Origin of the sequence: Rhodopseudomonas pentothenatexigens (assembly GCF_900218015.1) — a bacterium.
In the GTDB taxonomy this organism is placed as follows: Bacteria; Pseudomonadota; Alphaproteobacteria; order Rhizobiales; family Xanthobacteraceae; genus Rhodopseudomonas; species Rhodopseudomonas pentothenatexigens.
Genome location: NZ_UFQQ01000037.1, coordinates 1 through 17,875, shown reverse-complemented (window position 1 = coordinate 17,875; position 17,875 = coordinate 1). Strand labels below are relative to the sequence as shown.

16 protein-coding genes are annotated in these 17,875 nt (G+C 68.0%); 12 read left to right on the top strand and 4 right to left on the bottom strand.

All coding sequences use genetic code 11. From position 1 onward, the window contains the following. Window positions 1-29 precede the first annotated feature (29 nt). The 7 genes from accC to aat all read left to right on the top strand — a co-directional run bounded on the left by accC (window position 30) and on the right by aat (window position 7,618). Entirely contained in the window at window positions 30-1,382 is a 1,353-nt protein-coding gene (accC, locus tag DWA33_RS22755) for an acetyl-CoA carboxylase biotin carboxylase subunit (protein ID WP_114360777.1), read from the top strand. 185 nt (window positions 1,383-1,567) lie between these two features. Next, window positions 1,568-3,100 carry a sensor histidine kinase gene (locus tag DWA33_RS22750; RefSeq protein ID WP_114360776.1) on the top strand — a complete coding sequence of 511 codons (1,533 nt, stop codon included), beginning with the start codon at window positions 1,568-1,570 and terminating at the stop codon, window positions 3,098-3,100. After that, window positions 3,097-3,540 carry a response regulator gene (locus DWA33_RS22745; RefSeq protein ID WP_013502774.1) on the top strand — a complete coding sequence of 148 codons (444 nt, stop codon included), beginning with the start codon at window positions 3,097-3,099 and terminating at the stop codon, window positions 3,538-3,540. Before DWA33_RS22750 ends, DWA33_RS22745 begins: the two co-directional genes overlap by 4 nt. After that, window positions 3,537-4,628 (top strand): histidine kinase dimerization/phosphoacceptor domain -containing protein, encoded by a 1,092-nt coding sequence (locus DWA33_RS22740; protein ID WP_114360775.1) that lies wholly within the window; start codon window positions 3,537-3,539, stop codon window positions 4,626-4,628. The genes DWA33_RS22745 and DWA33_RS22740 overlap by 4 nt, the downstream gene beginning before the upstream one ends. A 109-nt stretch (window positions 4,629-4,737) precedes the next feature. Next, window positions 4,738-5,409, top strand: a complete 672-nt coding sequence (locus DWA33_RS22735; protein WP_114360774.1) for a spermidine synthase family protein — start codon at window positions 4,738-4,740, stop codon at window positions 5,407-5,409. Between the two features lie 255 nt (window positions 5,410-5,664). Beyond that, window positions 5,665-6,882 carry a citrate transporter gene (locus DWA33_RS22730; RefSeq protein ID WP_114360773.1) on the top strand — a complete coding sequence of 406 codons (1,218 nt, stop codon included), beginning with the start codon at window positions 5,665-5,667 and terminating at the stop codon, window positions 6,880-6,882. Between the two features lie 58 nt (window positions 6,883-6,940). Next, complete coding sequence (gene aat, locus DWA33_RS22725; RefSeq protein WP_114360772.1) at window positions 6,941-7,618, top strand: leucyl/phenylalanyl-tRNA--protein transferase; 678 nt, start codon at window positions 6,941-6,943, stop codon at window positions 7,616-7,618. A 222-nt stretch (window positions 7,619-7,840) separates the two neighbouring features. Here aat and DWA33_RS22715 read toward each other — a convergent pair whose 3' ends face one another. Beyond that, window positions 7,841-8,770: a DUF2155 domain-containing protein gene (locus DWA33_RS22715; RefSeq protein ID WP_114360771.1), complete on the bottom strand. Its 930-nt coding sequence runs from the start codon at window positions 8,768-8,770 to the stop codon at window positions 7,841-7,843. Window positions 8,771-9,010: 240 nt separating this feature from the next. Here DWA33_RS22715 and DWA33_RS22710 point away from each other — a divergent pair, with 240 nt between their 5' ends. Both DWA33_RS22710 and DWA33_RS22705 read left to right on the top strand, forming a co-directional pair. Next, window positions 9,011-9,955: an alpha/beta hydrolase gene (locus tag DWA33_RS22710; RefSeq protein ID WP_114360770.1), complete on the top strand. Its 945-nt coding sequence runs from the start codon at window positions 9,011-9,013 to the stop codon at window positions 9,953-9,955. A gap of 107 nt (window positions 9,956-10,062) precedes the next feature. Beyond that, window positions 10,063-11,397, top strand: coding sequence for a glycoside hydrolase 5 family protein (locus DWA33_RS22705; protein WP_114360769.1), 1,335 nt, complete (start codon window positions 10,063-10,065; stop codon window positions 11,395-11,397). A gap of 24 nt (window positions 11,398-11,421) precedes the next feature. Here the strand turns inward: DWA33_RS22705 and DWA33_RS22700 are convergent, their stop codons facing one another. Continuing rightward, window positions 11,422-12,360 (bottom strand): GlxA family transcriptional regulator, encoded by a 939-nt coding sequence (locus DWA33_RS22700; RefSeq protein ID WP_114360794.1) that lies wholly within the window; start codon window positions 12,358-12,360, stop codon window positions 11,422-11,424. Between the two features lie 114 nt (window positions 12,361-12,474). Here DWA33_RS22700 and DWA33_RS22695 point away from each other — a divergent pair, with 114 nt between their 5' ends. Continuing rightward, a complete protein-coding gene (locus tag DWA33_RS22695; RefSeq protein ID WP_114360768.1) occupies window positions 12,475-13,179 on the top strand; it encodes a DJ-1/PfpI family protein in 705 nt (234 codons plus the stop codon). A gap of 24 nt (window positions 13,180-13,203) precedes the next feature. Here DWA33_RS22695 and DWA33_RS22690 read toward each other — a convergent pair whose 3' ends face one another. Next, window positions 13,204-13,614, bottom strand: coding sequence for an NADH:ubiquinone oxidoreductase subunit NDUFA12 (locus DWA33_RS22690; RefSeq protein WP_114360767.1), 411 nt, complete (start codon window positions 13,612-13,614; stop codon window positions 13,204-13,206). 251 nt (window positions 13,615-13,865) lie between these two features. Between DWA33_RS22690 and DWA33_RS22685 the strand changes: the two genes are divergently transcribed. Both DWA33_RS22685 and DWA33_RS22680 read left to right on the top strand, forming a co-directional pair. Next, window positions 13,866-14,504, top strand: a complete 639-nt coding sequence (locus tag DWA33_RS22685) for a BA14K family protein (protein ID WP_114360793.1) — start codon at window positions 13,866-13,868, stop codon at window positions 14,502-14,504. Between the two features lie 285 nt (window positions 14,505-14,789). Continuing rightward, window positions 14,790-16,985 (top strand): lytic transglycosylase domain-containing protein, encoded by a 2,196-nt coding sequence (locus DWA33_RS22680; protein ID WP_181902439.1) that lies wholly within the window; start codon window positions 14,790-14,792, stop codon window positions 16,983-16,985. 269 nt (window positions 16,986-17,254) lie between these two features. On the opposite strand, the gene DWA33_RS22675 is transcribed toward DWA33_RS22680, so the two are convergent. Beyond that, window positions 17,255-17,875: porin (locus DWA33_RS22675; protein WP_181902438.1), on the bottom strand; the 621-nt coding region annotated here is incomplete at its 5' end.

Genomic DNA, 17,875 nt, shown 5'->3' with positions numbered 1-17,875 from the left:
CCCTTTGGCCTCACAAGGCGGTTAGTCCGATGTTCGACAAAATCCTGATAGCTAATCGCGGCGAGATAGCCCTACGCGTGCTCCGCGCCTGCAAGGAGCTCGGCATCTCCACGGTCGCGGTCCACTCCACCGCCGATGCCGACGCGATGCACGTCCGTCTCGCCGACGAGAGCGTGTGCATCGGGCCGCCGCAATCCAAGGACAGCTACCTCAACGTGCCGGCGCTGCTCGCCGCCTGCGAGATCACCGGCGCCGACGCGGTGCATCCCGGTTACGGCTTCCTGTCCGAGAACGCCCGCTTCGCCGAGATCCTCGCAGACCACAATCTGCACTTCATCGGCCCCAAGGCCGAACACATCCGCCTGATGGGCGACAAGATCGAAGCCAAGAAGACCGCCAAGCGGCTCGGCATCCCGGTGGTGCCGGGCTCCGACGGAGCCGTCGGCCCCGACGACGACGCGATGGCGATCGCCAAGGACATCGGCTTCCCGGTGCTGGTCAAGGCGGCGGCGGGCGGCGGCGGCCGCGGCATGAAGGTCGCCCATACCGCTGAAGACCTGGCGCTGGCGATCGCCACCGCCGGCAATGAAGCCAAGGCGGCGTTCGGCGATGCCTCGGTCTATCTCGAAAAGTACCTGCAGAAGCCGCGCCACATCGAGATCCAGGTGCTCGGCGACGGCCGCGGCGGCGCCATCCATCTCGGCGAGCGCGACTGCTCGCTGCAGCGCCGGCATCAGAAGGTGTGGGAGGAGAGCCCGTCGCCGGTGATCAGCCCCGAGGCCCGCGCGCGGATCGGCGGAATCTGCGCCAAGGCGATGCAGGACATGCAGTATCTCGGCGTCGGCACCATCGAATTCCTTTACGAGGACGGCGAGTTCTACTTCATCGAGATGAACACCCGCATCCAGGTCGAACATCCGGTGACCGAGATGATCACCGGCATCGATCTGGTGCTGGAGCAGATCCGGATCGCGGCGGGCGGCGACCTCCCGGTCAGCCAGGACGAGATCACCCTCAACGGCCACGCCATCGAATGCCGGGTCAATGCCGAGAACCCGGTGACCTTCCGTCCCTCGCCCGGCAAGATCTCGCGCTACCACCCGCCCGGTGGCCTCGGCATCCGGATCGATTCGGCGGTCTACCAGGGCTACACCATTCCGCCTTATTACGACTCGCTGGTCGGCAAGCTGATCGTCCATGGCAAGACCCGCGGCGAATGCCTGATGCGGCTGCGCCGGGCGCTCGACGAGATGGTGGTCGACGGCGTGGAGACGACGCTGCCGCTGTTCCGCGCCCTGGTTCGCGAGCCGTCGATCATCGACGGCGACTACCACATCCACTGGCTGGAGCAGTATCTGGCTTCCGGCGCCCCTGAAGGGTAGCGACGTCACCCGCTAAAGCGGACCCGGCGTGCTTGCGCCTCGTTCAAGCAGGTCGACGGCGCGGCAAAAAATCGCGCGGTCTCGGGAACCAAACCGCCTCCCCGGCGTTGGATAGCGTTCGAAATTCCGCTTGTGACGCGTCTGGGGGATGGTTTGGCTGGTTTCGTTGGTGCTGGAGGCGCGCGGTGACGCCTGAATCTGCGCGCAGGCGCTCGCTTGCCCAGATCACCCTTTTGTCGCTTTCGTTCGGCGTGCTGGTCGCGGTGAGCCTCGCGTCGGTGTACTGGCTGCAAAAGGCCCGCGAGGACAACGCCTGGGTCGCCCACACGCTCGAAGTGCAGAACCAGATCGCACTGGTGCAGTTGCAGCTTCGCCGCGCCGAGAGCGCCGAGCGCGGCTATGTGCTGACCGGCCAGGACGATCTGATCGACCAGTTCGAGGAAGCCGCGTCCGACGTGCTGCCGCGGCTGACCAAATTGCGCAGCTTCGTCGCCGACAACGCCGTTCAGAGTCCGCTGGTCGACATGGCGATCGCATCGGCCAGCGAGCGGCTCGACCGGTTTCGCCGCGTCATCGCCCTGAGCAAGGACGGCCGGGACCAGGAAGCCCGGCAAATGCTGCGCGACGTCGGCGGCCGGCGCGCGATGAACGAGCTCACCGACGCGCTGACCAAGATGCGCGTCGAGGAGAACCGCCTGTTTGCGGAGCGCACTACCGCCGCCGACCGCAGCCAGGCGCTGGCCACCATCATCACCACCACCGGTTCGGGCTTGGTGCTGGTGCTCGCCGGTCTGTCGATCTTCCTGGTCCGGCGCTCGTCGCGGGCCCGCGACGAGGCCGAAAACCAGCTTCGCGAGAACAATCTGAACCTCGAATCCACCGTACAGGAGCGCACCACCGACCTGCGCGAGGCCAACGAGGAGATCCAGCGCTTCGCCTACATCGTCAGCCACGATCTGCGTTCGCCGCTGGTCAACATCATGGGCTTCACCAGCGAGCTGGAGGAGCTGCGCAGCGACATCTTCCGCCGCATCGCCACGCTGAGCCGGGAAGTCGCCGGCAAGCAGAGCGCCGCCAATGCCGACAGCGACGGCGAGCCGGAACTCGAGCCCGCCGACCAGCAATTGTCGGAGGATTTCACCGAGGCGCTCGGCTTCATCAAATCCTCGATCGGCAAGATGGACCGGCTGATCAGCGCCATTCTGAATCTGACCCGCGAAGGCCGCCGCCAGTTCCAGCCGGTACGGATCGACACCCGCGAATTGATTGAGAATATCGCCTCCACCGTGGCGCATCAGGCCGCCGAGGCCAATGCCCAGATCCGCATCGAGCCGCTGCCGGAGATCGTCAGCGACCGCCTCGCGCTCGAACAGATCTTCTCAAATCTTATCGATAACGCCCTGAAATATCTCAAGGATGGCGTGCCGGGCGACATCGTGATCCGGGGCCGGCAGAAGCTCGGCTTCGCAATCTACGAGATTACCGACAATGGCCGGGGGATCGATCCCAAGGACCACCAGAGAATCTTTGATCTTTTCCGCCGCGCCGGTACACAGGATCGGCCCGGCCAAGGGATCGGACTCGCCCATGTGCGAGCGCTGGTCCGACGCCTGGGCGGCACCATGTCGGTGTCATCCGCGCTCGGCGAAGGCTCGACCTTCACCATCACCCTGCCGGCCAAATGGACGGCGAACAAGAACCAGGAACAGCGCGCATGAGTAACCCTGTCACCATCATCATGATCGAGGACGACGAGGGGCATGCTCGCCTGATCGAGCGGAATATCCGCCGTTCCGGCGTCAACAACGAGATCATCCCGTTCACCTCCGGGACAGCCGCGCTGAATTATCTGTTCGGCAGCGACGGCACCGGCATCGAACACAAGCATCGCGCCCTGCTGGTGCTGCTCGACCTCAATCTGCCCGATGCCAGCGGCATCGACATTCTGCGGCGGATCAAGGAGAACGATCATCTCAAGACCACCCCGGTGGTGGTGCTGACGACGACCGACGACGCCCACGAGATCAAGCGCTGCTACGAGCTCGGCTGCAACGTCTACATCACCAAGCCGGTGAATTACGAGAGCTTCGCCAACGCGATCCGCCAACTCGGCCTGTTCTTCTCGGTCATTCAGGTTCCGCAGCCCGACGCTCCATGACAGACGCCAAGCCGACCCTGCTCTATATCGACGACGACGAGGCGCTCGGCCGCCTCGTCTCGCGCGGCCTGCAGCGGCAGGGATTCTGTGTCGAGCACGTGCTGAGCGGCGAAGCCGGCCTGGAACGGTTGCGCCAGGGCGGCATCGACGTGATCGCTCTCGACCAGTACATGCCCGGCCTCGACGGGCTGGAGACGCTGGAGCAGATTCAGTCGATCCCCGATCCGCCCCCGGTGGTGTTCGTCACCGCCTCGCAGGATTCCAAGATCGCCGTGACCGCGCTGAAGGCCGGCGCCGACGACTACCTGGTCAAGGACGCCCAGGGCGAGTTCGTGCCGCTGCTGCAGGTCGCCGCCGATCAGGCGCTGAAGCAGGCGATGGTGCGCAAGGCGCGCGACGACGCCGAAGCCGAAGTACGGGCCTCGCGCGACCGCTATGCCGCCCTCGCCGCCGAACGCGAAGTGCTGCTGCGCGAGGTCAACCACCGCGTCGGCAATTCGCTGCAGATCATCGCCTCGCTGCTGCATCTGCAGGCCTCGTCCAGCAAGCAGGAGGAAGTCAAGGCGGCACTGACCAATGCGATGGGCCGCGTCGCCGCGGTGGCGCAGGTGCACCGCCGGCTCTACACCTCGCACGACCTCAAGAGCGTGATGCTCAACCAGTATCTCGAAGCGCTGCTCGAAGACCTGCGGCGCTCTGCCGAGGGCAACCGGATGTCGCGGCTGACGCTGTCGGCGCAGCCGGTCGAGACCGATCCGGACCGCGCGGTGGCGATCGGCATCATCGTCAACGAGCTGGTGATGAACGCGGTCAAATACGCCTATCCGGAGGGCAAGGGCCCGATCCACGTCGAACTGAAGGCCGACGGCGACGAGCTCGAACTGGTGATCTGCGACGACGGCGTCGGCCTCAACGTCAAGGCCAATCCGCAATCGACCGGCATGGGCCAGCGCATCGTCAGCGCGATGGCGGCCAAGCTCGAAGCCGAGGTCGAGCGCGACCCGCGGCACGCCGGCACCCGCATGGTGCTGCGTTTCCGCCGCGCCAACGCGCCCGCCACGCCCGCTCCCGAGACCGCCGCTCCCTGACGTCCTGCTGCTGGTGACACCACGCCGCCTGCGCACTACACAGGGCGCGGATTCTCCGGGCGGGCGTCCCCTCCTGCCGGCGACCTCTCAGCGACCAAAGGCGACCACTGTGCTTCCCTGGATTGAACTGGCCACCGCGAACATCCCCGGCGGCGGCCACCTGCGGCTGATGCGGCGCGGCGAGGAATTCTCGATCCGGCTCGACGCCAACGAGCTGATGAACAGCCGGCTCGGCGGCTCCGAGGAGGCGCTCGCCACCCTCGCCTGCCAGAAGCTCGCCGGGCGGCCCCGGCCGCGCGTGCTGATCGGCGGCCTCGGCATGGGCTTCACGCTGCGCGCCGCGCTGAAGGTGTTCGGCGACGATGCCGGCATCGAGGTCGCCGAGCTGGTGCCCGAGGTGATCGACTGGGGGCGCGGCGAGATGGCCGGGCTGTTCGGCGACAGCCTCACCGATCCGCGCGTCACCATCCTGCAGCGCGACGTCGGCGAGCTGATCCGCGCCGGCGCCGGCCGCTACGACGCCATCCTGCTCGACGTCGACAACGGCCCCGAGGGGCTGTCCCGGCCGGCCAATGACCAGCTATACGACGCCAAGGGCCTCGCCGCGGCGCGCGCGGCACTCCGCCCCGGCGGCGTGCTGGCGGTGTGGTCGTCGGGACCAGACGACAGCTTCACCAAGCGGCTGCGGCGCGGCGATTTCGCCGTCAACGAAGTCCCGGTGCGGGCGGTCGGCAAACGCACCGGCTCACGGCACTGGATCTGGCTGGCCGTCCGGAGCTGAGCCGCCGACAGGGGGCCGGTCAGGTCGGTAAGCCGGCAGCCAGCAGACCATGGTCCCGCTTGCCATTTTGTCGCACCTCGGGCAGCTTCCGCCGCGCCCGGCGCTCGGCCGGTTCGGCTGTTTCACCTCGGGACCAGACCCATTGATCGCCCAGGCCCTCTGCGGCAAATCCCTGCCGCCTGCATTGTTGCGGCGCGCCGTCCCGGCGCAGCCTGCGGACACCGCCGCGCCCGCCCTGCATGACACGAGGGCGCCGTGACACCGATCCTGCTGTTCGGCATCCCGCTCGACTTCATCCTGTTCGCCGCCACCCTGCTCGGGGTGGCGATTTTCCATCGCCACACCTTGCTGATCGCGCTGGCCGGACTGGTCACGGTGGCCGGCTACAAGCTGGCGTTCGCCGGCTTCAAGACCGGCACCGGCCTCGGCGGCCTCGCCCTGCACATGCAGCACGAATGGGTGACTCTGGCGAACCTGTTCCTGCTGCTGATGGGCTTTGCGCTGCTGTCGGCGCATTTCGAGAAGAGCGGCATTCCCGACGAGATGCCGGCGCTGCTGCCCGACGACTGGAAGGGCCCGGTGGTCCTGCTCGGCCTGGTGTTCGTGCTGTCGAGCTTTCTCGACAACATCGCCGCGGCGCTGATCGGCGGCATGGTGGCGCGGCATGTGTTCCGCGGCCGGGTGCACATCGGCTATCTGGCCGCGATCGTCGCCGCCTCCAACGCCGGCGGGTCCGGCAGCGTGGTCGGCGACACCACCACGACGATGATGTGGATCGGCGGCGTCAACCCGCTGGAAGTGCTCGACGCCTATGTGGCGGCCGCGATCGCGCTGGCGTTGTTCGCGGTGCCGGCGTCGATCCAGCAGCAGCGGTTCTCGCCGATCGAGAAGAACGCGCCGCGCGGCCTGAAGATCGAATGGGTCCGGGTCGGCATCGTCGCTGCGATCCTGGTTGCGGCGCTCGCCGCCAACATCACCGCCAATCTCAAGTTTCCGGCGCTGCTCGACCACGCGCCGGTGCTCGGCCTCACCGTCTGGGCGGTGATCCTGCTGACCGCGCCGCTGCGCCGCCCGGACTGGGAATTGATGCCGGCGACCTTCAAGGGCACCATCTTCCTGCTGGCGCTGGTCACCACCGCCTCGCTGATGCCGGTGGACCAGCTTCCGGCGGCGAGCTGGCAGACCGCGCTCGGCCTCGGCTTCGTGTCGGCCGGTTTCGACAACATCCCGCTCACCGCGCTGGCGCTGAAGCAAGGTGGCTACGACTGGGGCTTCCTCGCCTTCGCGGTCGGGTACGGCGGCTCGATGATGTGGTTCGGCTCCTCGGCCGGCGTCGCGATCACCAACATGTTCCCGGAAGGCAAGTCGGTGGTGCTGTGGCTGCGTCACGGCTGGCACATCGGCATCGCGTACTTCGTCGCGTTCTTCGCGATGCTGGCGCTGCTCGGCTGGAACCCGGATCTGCCGCACTGAGCGGTCACCGGTCGGCCGACGAGGTCGCACGCGCGAAGCCTCGTGCTATGCTCCCGGCATGACTTCACGCGAGTCCGCCGCTTCCGAGATCACCCCCGACGTGCTGCTGCGCGCCTATGCCTGCGGCATCTTTCCGATGGCCGAGAGCGTCGACGATCCGTCGCTGTTCTGGGTCGAGCCGGACATGCGCGGCATCATCCCGCTCGGCGGCTTCCGGGTCGCCTCGCGGCTGGCCCGCACGGTGCGGTCCGACGTCTTCACGGTCACGGTCGACCGCGACTTCAAGGCGGTGATCGACGGCTGCGCCGCGCCGCAGCCGGGACGCGACGACACCTGGATCAACCGGCGGATCCGCGAGCTGTACATCGGGCTGCACGAGATCGGCCATTGCCACAGCGTCGAGGTCTGGCAGGACGGCGATCTCGCCGGCGGCCTGTACGGCGTCAGCCTGGGCCGCGCTTTCTTCGGCGAGAGCATGTTCCACCGCGTCCGCGACGCGTCCAAGGTGGCGCTGGTGCACCTGGTCGCCCGGCTGCTCGCCGGCGGCTACACCCTGCTCGACACCCAGTTCGTCACCGACCACCTGCGCAGCTTCGGCGCGATCGAAGTCCCGCGGATGCGCTATCGCACACTGCTGGACGACGCGCTCGACGGCGACGCGGCGTTCGCCGCACTGCCGATGGATCGGCCGATTTCAGGCGCCGAGGCGCTGGCAATCATCGAATCCCGAAGCTAGAGCGGTTCATCGTTTGATTGAAACGACCCGACCTTTCCGAAGGCACTGAGTCCTCATCCTGAGGAGCCCGGCGAAGCCGGGCGTCTCGAAGGATGGGGCAACGCATTCCCTGCGTCACATGGTTCGAGACGGCGCTACGCGCCTCCTCACCATGAGGTTGTGCGTGTGGCACGCGGTGCGGATCAGCTCTGATTCTACAAAAAGCAGAACTGCTCTAACCCGCTACTGCTGGAATCCGGGCAGCGGCGGCGGACGCTGGGGGCGCTGCGGCGGCGGCTGTTGCGCACGGCGGCGCGGCTGCGGCTGGGCGGCCGGCTTGGGCGCCTCGGGCTGCGCACTGGCGACGTTCGGCGTCTCGGGGTTCTTACAGTCGGTCAGCCAGATGTCGTAAATCGGGTGTTCGACCGCATGCAGGCCTGGGCTCGCCGCGAACATCCAGCCCGAGAAGATCCGCTTCACCTCGCCCTGCAGCGTGATCTCGTCAACCTCGACGAAGGCGTCGGTGTTGGTGGCCTCGGTCGCCGGCCGCGTGTAGCAGGCGTCGGTCTTCACCCGCAGCGCGCCGAACTGCACCGTCTCGCCGATGTCGGCGTCGAAGCTGATGGTGCGGCCAGTGATCTTGTCGAGTCCGGTGAAGCTCGCCTTCTTGTTGACGATCTTCTGCGCCGGCGGCTCGGTGACGATCTCGTCGCCGGGCTGCAGCGTCGCCGGCGACGGCGGTGGATTGGTCTGCGGCGTGCCGCGCGGCTGGCGCTGTCCCGGCGGCAGCCCGGGCAGCGGATTGGCCGCAGCCGGCGCATTGGCGACGCCGGTGTTCGGCTCGGCCGGCGCAACCGGCGTACCCGGCGTGGTCTGGGGGATCACGGTGGACCCGGGCGGCGGCGGCAGCGGCTGCGACTGCACCGGTCCCGGCATCGCCGAGCCCTGCATCGCCCGGTTCGGCGCCGGCAGCACCCGCCCCTGCGGCGGCAGATCCGGCACCTCTTCCTCTTCGTCGTCGGCCGGCGGCGCGCCACGCGGCACCATGCCCGGCGGCCGCGGCGGCGGATCCGAGAAGATGTTGCCGATCTGCGCCTGCGCCGGCGGCGCGAACGCGATCAACGGGGCGACGATCAACGCCGCAAGACCGACTAGGCTCAGGCTTCGGGACATTCCGCGCGGCTTCAATCGACGAATCAGGCTTGCGACATTCTACAGCTTCGGGCCGCTCGCATCGGCCTTCCGGTTAACACGGGGAATACGGCGGGGAAAGGGCGGGTCCTCCGAGCCGAAGCGCCCTGCCCGCTGGCTATTGCGAGGAACTCCTGAGATATTGGTTGCAAACAATGCGAGGTCCGCCTGTTGCGGCCGCCACAATCCCGGCCTGAACCGGGAAGCCTTAGGGAGTGATCCATGCCCGCCAAGCTCGATCCCGACGCCGCCGCCGTCTACAGGGCATTTCAGGACGCCGGCCGCCCCGCCTATGAGACGCTGACCGCGGACGAAGCTCGCGCCTACTACTCGGCGGCGCGGCTGGTCAGCAATCCGGAGGCACGCGAACTCGCGTCCGTACAAGAGCTGGCGATTCCAGGGCCGGCCGGTGACATTTCGGCACGGATCTATACGCCGAAAGCGCTGCGCCAGGATAACGGGCTCGCGCCCGCGTTGGTGTTCTTTCATGGCGGCGGCTGGGTGATCGGCGATCTCGACACCCACGACGTGGTGTGCCGCGCGATCGCCGACGACGGCCAGTTGGTGGTGATCTCGATCGATTACCGGCTGGCGCCGGAGCACAAATTCCCCGCCGCGGTCGACGACGCGATCGCGGCCACCGGCTGGATCGCCAGCCATGCCAAGAAGCTCGGCATCGACCCCGAACGGCTCTGCGTCGGCGGCGACAGCGCGGGCGGCAACCTCTCGGCGGTGGTCGCGCTGCACGCCCGCGATCACGGCGGACCGCTGCTCGCCGGCCAGGTGCTGATCTATCCCGCCACCGATTTCTCGATGCGGCATGCTTCGCACAGCGAACCGGAGACCAGCGTGCTGCTGACGCATTCGGTGATCCGCTGGTTTCGCGATCACTATCTGAGCGGCGCGCAAGATGCCGACGACTGGCGCGCCTCACCGGCCCGCGCCGAAACCCTTGCGGGGCTGCCACCGGCCTTCGTGGTCACCGCGGGTGCCGATCCGCTGCGCGACGAGGGCGACGAATACGCCCGCCGCCTCGCCGACGCCGGCGTGCCTGTGGTGCATCGGACCTATCCGGGCCAATTCCACGGCTTCTTCACCATGGGCAAACTGCTGCCCCAGGCCGACGTCGTGGTACGCCAGATCGCCGACTGGCTGAAGGCGCTTTAGCCGCAGCCCGGCATTGACCGGCGTCAACGTGACCGCGCTCCAGCCGGCCGAGGATTTGCGCGGTCAACAGGGAGCAGCGGCGCGCGGGCGCCGACCGTCGCGACGGAATGACTGAACTTGCACGCACGCGCTGGGGCGGCCTTGCCGATCGCAAGGTCGAAGCCGGCGGCTTCTTCCGGACCGAACAGATCGACGGCGTGTGGTGGTTTGTCGATCCGGACGGCGGGCGGTTTCTGTCCAAGGGCGTGGTGTCGGTGCAGTTCGATCACGACAACATCCAGGGCACCGATCGCCGGCCGTATCGCGAAGCCTGCATGCGCAAGTACGGCAGCCGCGAAGCGTGGCGGCGCGCCGCGGCGGACCGCCTCGCCGCCTGGGGCTTCAATACGCTCGGCGCCTGGTCGGAGCCGGAGGTCGCACACGCTGGCGCCGTGCCCCTCGCCTCCGCCGCCGGCGTCGTCTATGTCGCGACCGCCTTCGGCGAAGGCCGCGGCGGCTGGCCGCTGTGCGACATTTTCGATCCGGCGTTCGAACAGTTCGCCCGCGCGCATGCACGCAAGATCTGCGCGGCGCAGTGCGATGATCCGCATGTGCTCGGCTGGTTCACCGACAACGAACTGCCGTGGGGACCTGACTGGCGCGGCGAGAACGAACTGCTGCCGACGATCCTGCGCGCGATGGACGCGCCGTTCTCGCGGCGCGCCGCACTGGCGCTGCTGAACAGCCGCTACGAGGGCATCGATCAGTTCAATGCGGCGTGGCAATGCACGCTGTCGTCGTGGGACGATCTCGCCGCCGCGCCGCTGCAGCCGCCGCCGTTCAGCCGCAACTTCTTCACCAACGATCGGGCGCAGGAGCATGATCCGATCGCGCGCGGTTACTTCGCCGATTGCGACGCCTTCGCCGGGCTGCTGGCCGAGCGCTATCTGTCGGTCAGCGCCGCCGCGATCCGCGCGGCCGATCCCAATCACTTGGTGCTCGGTGCCAGATTCGCCTACGTGCCGCCGCGCGATGTCGTCGCGGCTGCCGGCAGGTATTGCGACGTGATCAGTGTCAATTGCTACGATCCGTTGCCCGACGCGGTCATCGACGGCTATGCCGACACCGGGCGGCCGTGCCTGATCAGTGAATACTCGTTCCGCGGCGACGATGCGGGATTGCCCAACAGCCACGGCGCCGGTCCACGGATGCCGACCCAGCGCGAGCGTGCGGCGGGTTTCACGCGCTACACCGCGGCGGCGCTGCGCCACCCGGCGCTGATCGGCTATCACTGGTTCGTCCACGCCGATCAGCCGGCGCAAGGCCGCTGGGACGGCGAGGACTCCAACTACGGCGTCGTCACCATCGACGACGACGTCTATCCCGAGCTGACCCAGGCGATGACGACGCTCAATGCCGAGGCCGAGCGCGTCCATGCGGAAGCAGCGATCGTCACCGTCTGACGGTCAACCGCGACGGCGCGATCTTCACGCCGCCTTGGCGGCCCGGCGCAGCGCCTGCGGCGGGTGACCGAAAGCGCGGATGAAGGCGCGGCGCATCCGCTCCGGATCGCCGAAGCCGGTGGCCTGCGCGACCAACTCGATCGCTTCACCTGAAGCCTGCACCCGGCTGCGCGCAACGTCGAGCCGCAGCCGCTCCACCGCCTTCGACGGCGTGGTTCCGGTTTCGGCCAGAAATGCGCGGGCGAAATGCCGCGTGCTCATCCCCGCCTGCTCGGCCAGTCGCTCGACGGTCAGCGGCGTGTCGAGGTGTTCGCGCATCCACGACAGCAGTCCGGCGAACCGCCCGGACGGCGCCTGCAGCTCGATCAGCGACGAGAACTGCGACTGACCGCCGGCACGGCGCTGCGCCACCACCAACTGCCGCGCGACGTCGCGGGCGATCGCATCGGAGTAATCCTCGGCGATGATCGCCAGCGCCAGATCGATACCGGCGCTGATGCCGGCCGAGGTCCACACCTCGCCGTCGCGCACGAAGATCCGATCCGGCTCCAATCGGACCTGCGGATAGCGCGTGCGAAAGTCGCGGCTGCGGCCCCAATGCGTGGTGGCGCGCCGACCGTCGAGTACTCCGGCTTCGGCGAGCAGAAAGGCCCCGGAACAGACGCTGGCGATGCGGCAGCCGCGCCGCACCGTCCCGCGCAGGAAAGCCAGCGTCCGTGCGCAGTGGATCGCGCGATGCACCCCGTCGCCACCAGCGACGACCAAGGTGTGCATCGCCCGATCGTGGCGCAGGCCGCGCGCCAGCAGTTCGGCTCCCGACGAACTTCGCACCGCACCGGCCTCTGCCGCCATCACCTTGATGGCCGGCGCCACCTTCGCGTAGCGCGCCGCGATCTCGAATGCCGCGATCGGTCCCGCGGCGTCGAGCAGTTGAAAATCCGGATAGATCAGCACGCCGATCATGATGCGCCTCGCCATGTCCGAAAACGAGGGAAAAATGCCATTTCGGCTATCAGCCGAGCATGTCAGATTGGCGTCGTCAAGCGCCGCGCGCCGAGCCGTCGCAGGGAGACCGCCATGACCGCCACGACCATCGGATTGCTGCTGTTTCCGAATCTCACCCAGCTCGACCTCACCGGCCCGCTGCAGGTGTTCTCGCGTCTGCCGGACGCGAAAGTGTATCTCGTCGCCAAGACGATGGCCGCGGTCACCAGCGACACCGCGCTGATGCTGCCGCCGACGATCGACTTCGCGGGCTGCCCGCAGCTCGACGTGATCTGCGTGCCCGGCGGCACCGGCACCGACGATCTCGTCAACGACGACGACACCCTCGCCTTCCTGCGCCGTCAGGCGGAGCACTCCCGCTATCTCACCTCCGTTTGCACCGGCGCGCTGGTGCTCGGCGCGGCCGGCCTGCTGCGCGGCTACCGCGCCACGACGCATTGGTCGGCGCTGGAGGATCTGAAGGCGTTCGGTACGATTCCGGAGCGGTCGCGCGTCTGCATCGACCGCAACCGCATCAGCGGCGGCGGCGTCACTGCGGGAATCGATTTCGCGCTGACGCTGGCAGAACTGCTGGCCGACCGTGCGACGGCCCAGGCGATCCAGTTGATGCTGGAGTACAATCCCGCGCCGCCGTTCAACGCCGGTTCGCCGGACACTGCGCCGCAGGAGGTGGTCGCGATGCTGAAGCAGCGGATGCAGGGCGCGCGGCAGCGCCGCATCGACGCGATCAGACGCGCGGCCGAGCGGCTGTCAGTCGGTTCGGCGCCGGCGGACTGATCGGCCGCGACGGCGAGCCGAGGCTCAGGCTCCCGGAGTCCAGGGCTGATAGTCGCCGGTCGCTTTCGGACGGCGGCCGATCGACAGCGTGGAGCCGGTCGGCCGGTGCGCCAGCGGCGTGCCGGTGAGGTTCGGCTGATGCGGCTTCATCCATTCGCGCGGCGTGAAGCTCTCTTCGGTCGGCGGCAGGTCGACGACATTGTGCAGCCAGCCGTGCCATTCCGGCGGCACCCGGCTCGCCTCGGCATAACCGTTGTAAAGCACCCAGCGTCGCTGGAAGCCGAGCGTCGGATCGATCTTGCCGCCCTTGGTGCGGAAATAGCGGTTGCCCTGATCGTCGGTGCCGACCAGCTCGCCGAACCGCCAGGTCCACAGCTGGGTGCCGAACGTGAAGCCGTTCCACCAGGTAAAAATCCGCAGCAAAAACAGTTTCATCTCGGCGCATCCTCAGCGGCCACAACGCAGTCCCTGATGCCACCGGCGGATGCGGTTGTCCAGTCGTTGCAAATGGCTGCGAACAAGCCGCCCGCCGGTTCCGCAAATTCACCGCAATTCATTCAGGTTCCATACAGCCGACTTTGACGAGCTTTTGGCGACGGTCGCGAGCGAAACGGAACGACCGCCATCCGATCGGGTTGAGACGACAGCGGATGTTCCCGAACCGATTCCCGTCGATGGAGCTCAAAATGCTGAATCTGAAGACGTTGAGTGCCGTGGCCGCGTTGGCCATCGCCGTTCCCCTGACCACTTCCGCCAGTCTGGCGCAAGGCCCGGCCGTGGCCGGCGGCGGAGGTGGAGGTGGCGGTGGCGGCGGTGGCGGTGGCCCCGCGGTCGGCGGCGGTGGCGGCGGCGGACCGGCGATCGCCGGTGGCGGCGGCGGACCGCGTGGCGGTGGCCCGGCGTTCTCCGGCGGCGGACCGCGCGGCGGCGGGCCGATGTTCGGCGGCGGTGGCATCAGCCGCGGCGGATTGGCAGGCGGCGCGATCGCGCGCGGCGCGCCGGTCGGACCGCGGGTTGGCGGCGGCAACTGGCAAGGCGGCGGCGGCCCGCGCTGGCATGGCGGCGGAGGCCGCCATTGGCATGGTGGCTGGCACGGCCGGCGCGGATACTGGTCGGGCGTCGGCATCGGGGTGATCGGATCCCCCTATTACTACGGCTCCTACGGCGACCCGTACTATTACGGCTACTACGACGAACCCACCGTCACCGTGGTGCCGGACGACGACGATCGCACCGAAGCCTATTGCCGGCGGCGCTTCAAATCCTACGATCCGGCCTCGGGCACCTATCTCGGTTACGACGGCAAGCGGCATCCCTGCCCGTAACGTCTCGATTTTCTGACGCAAGTCGTGAGCGGCGCCGACACCGGCGCCGTTTCGCGTTTTGCGACGAGCCGTGACGCCCTGCGGCGATCGGACTCACCCCGCGGTGAGGGTTTGGTCGTGTTTTTGCCCCTAAATCGCTGCAAACAGTCCGCGGCGACTGTCCGGCAGGTCTGCGGGCGCGCCTTCACTTCGTCGGCGGATGCTGACAGACTCGCCGAATCGCCCCCACAGGGAGGCCGCCGCATTTTGCACCCGACACCGTCACGCCTCACGTTGTTCGCGACCATGCTGCGAACGTCGACCGCAACACTGGCGCTCGGCTTCGGGGCCGCCGCAATCATCGACGCGGCTGAGGCGGCCACCGCCAAGGTTCCGCTGCCGAAGCCGAGACCGGCGGTGCGAAGCGTCGCCGCCAAGCCCGTCGCGGCTCAATCGCTGCCGAAACCCGACCCGCGTCCGTCCACCACGCTCGCGGCGACCACTCCGACCGACGCGGTCGAGCCGATGCGGCAGCGTCCGCCGGCCGCGGCGCTGCACAAACCGGCGAAGCGCTCCGCGGTCGCCGCCACGTCGGCGACCTCGGCAGCCGACGCCGGCGCGCTGGAGAACGTCATCGAGCTGATCCGGAAACGCAAACCGGGCGACGCCACCGAGGTGGCCAACACGATCTCGGATCCGGTCGCGCGCAAGCTCGCCGAATGGGTGATCCTGCGCAGCGAGGACAACGGCGTCAGCGTCGAGCGCTATACCGCGTTCATCCGTGCCAATCCGAGCTGGCCGTCGCAGAGCTTTCTCCGCCGCCGCGCCGAGGCCGCGCTGTGGGACGATCGGCGCGACGATGCCGCCGTGCTGGCGTTCTTCGACGGCGAGCGTCCGTCGATCGGCAAGGGCAAGCTGGCGCTGGCGCGCGCGCTGCTGGGACGCGGCGACCGTCGCTCGGCCGAGCAGCTGGTGCGCGACGCCTGGCGCAACGACACGATGTCCGAGGCAACCGAAACCATCGCCTTGGAGCTGTTCGGTCCGCTGATCACGCCGAGCGATCACAAGGCGCGCATGGACTCGTTCCTGTACGGCAACGATCTCGGTCCGGCCCTGCGCGCCGCCAGGCGGCTGGGCAGCGCGCAGCTCGCTTTGGCGCGGGCGCGAATCGCGGTCGACAAGAAGGCTTCGGACGCCAAGTCCCTGCTCGCCGCCGTCCCCGGCGAACTCCACCACGATCCGGGCTATCTGTTCAGCAAGATCCAGCTGCTGCGGCGTGACGACAAGATCGCCGAAGCCGGCCGGCTGATGCTGACGGTGCCGCGCGATCCGAACCGGCTGCACAATCTCGATGAATGGTGGATCGAGCGGCGGCTGGTGGCGCGCAAGCTGATCGACATCGGCGATTATCGTCTCGCCTATCTGGTGGCGCGCGACGCCGCGACTCCGACCAAGGGCATCTACAAGACCGAACAGGAATTCACCGCGGGCTGGATCGCGCTGCGGTTTCTGAACGATCCAGGCACCGCCGCGCAGCATTTCTCCCGAATCGGCCGCGACACCACCAACCCCACGGCGCTGGCGCGCGCCGGCTATTGGCAGGGTCGCGCCGCCGAGGCCGCCGGTCGCATCCAGGAGGCGCGCGCCGCGTATTCGGCGTCGGCGGCGCACTCGACCAGCTATTACGGCCAATTGTCGCGCGCCAAGCTCGGCCTGCCGCAACTCGACCTCGCCCCGCCGCCGTCGAGCCACGGCCGCAGCGTCGACCGGCTCGAAGTCGTCCGTGCGGTGAACCTGCTGTACGCCATCGACGAAGGCGACATGGCGATCCCGATCTTCGCCGATGTCGGGGAGAACGGCGACGTCGACGCCCTGCTCGGGCTCAGCGAAGCCGCGGCGCGCCACAACGACGCGCGCGCGATGCTGCTGGTCGGCAAGGCGGCGCTCAATCGCGGTCTGCCGTTCGATCACTACGCCTACCCGATGATGGGCATTCCGCAGTTCAGGTCGGTCGGCCCGGAGGTCGAGCGTGCGATCGTCTATGCCATCGCCCGCCAGGAAAGCGGCTTCAATCCGTCGGTGGTGTCACCGGCCAAGGCCTACGGCCTGATGCAGGTGACGCCGGACGCCGGCAAATACGTCTGCCGCCGTCACGGCTGCACCTTCGACGTCCAGCGCCTGAAGTCGGACTCGGTCTACAACGCCGCGCTGGGCGCCGCCGAGCTCGGCGGCCTGATCGACGATTATCGCGGCTCCTACATCATGACCTTCGCCGGCTACAATGCCGGGCGCGGCAGCGTGCGCAAATGGGTCGCGCGCTACGGCGATCCGCGCGATCCCAAGGTCGACGCCGTCGATTGGGTCGAGCTGATTCCGTTCGCGGAGACCCGCAACTACGTGCAGCGGATCATGGAGAACCTGCAGGTCTACCGCGCTCGATTCGGCGGCGGACACCGACTGCAGATCGAAGCCGACCTCCGCCGCGGCGCCAGCGCCGAATAGAGCGCTTCGGGCGACCGAGACCGGTTCGCACGAGCCCACGCCTGAAGATCGAACAGCCAGAGCGCCGGTCCTGACGCGAGCAGAGCCGGACCTGCTGCGGCGACTCCCCTCGGCAACCCGCCTGATGCCGGTGGCAGCTTGCGAGACCCATGGCGCGTGCGCGGACGCAAGCGTCGTCGTTGGACGCATCCTCGCCTTCGCAGTCGTCAAAAGAAAAACCCCGGCGGTTGCCCGCCGGGGTTGGTCGATGATCGCTTTGGAAGCGAGGATCAGAAGTTGCGCTGAACGCGGAGGTTGCCGCTCCAGACGCCCTGGTCCTTGAACTCGTAGAACGCGGCCGGCTTGGTCGCCGCAGCGGTCAGCGGCAGGATACCCGAGGAGGCCTGATCCAGATAGGTGTACATCACTTCGCCCGACAGGGTCAGACCCTTGACCGGGGTCCAGCGGGTGACGGTACCGATCTGAGAGATCGCGAAGTCCGGGTTGCAGGTGAAGCCGGCCACGTTGGCGCCCAGACCGGTGCAGATCAGAGCGGTCGCGGTGCCGTTGTAGTCGAGCTTGGTGTACGACCCGAACAGCGAGGTCGACCAGTTCGGGTTCCAGTTGTGGTTGAACGCACCACGGACGCCCCAGGCACTGGTCTTCTCGATACCGGTGCCGTTCAGGTTGTTGGTGCCGGCGAACACGCCGTCAGCCGCAACGCCGAACGCGACGCTCTGGTAGGTGCCCGGCACCGAGTTGTTGCCGTAGATCGCGAACGAGTTCGGGCTCACGCCGCCCAGCACGTAACGGGTCGCGCCGTTCGAGTAGGTCGCCGTGATGTTGATGCTGTCGCCGGGGCCGGTCGGCAGGTTCTTGAGCGACAGAGCGCCCTGCACGGCGTAGCCCCA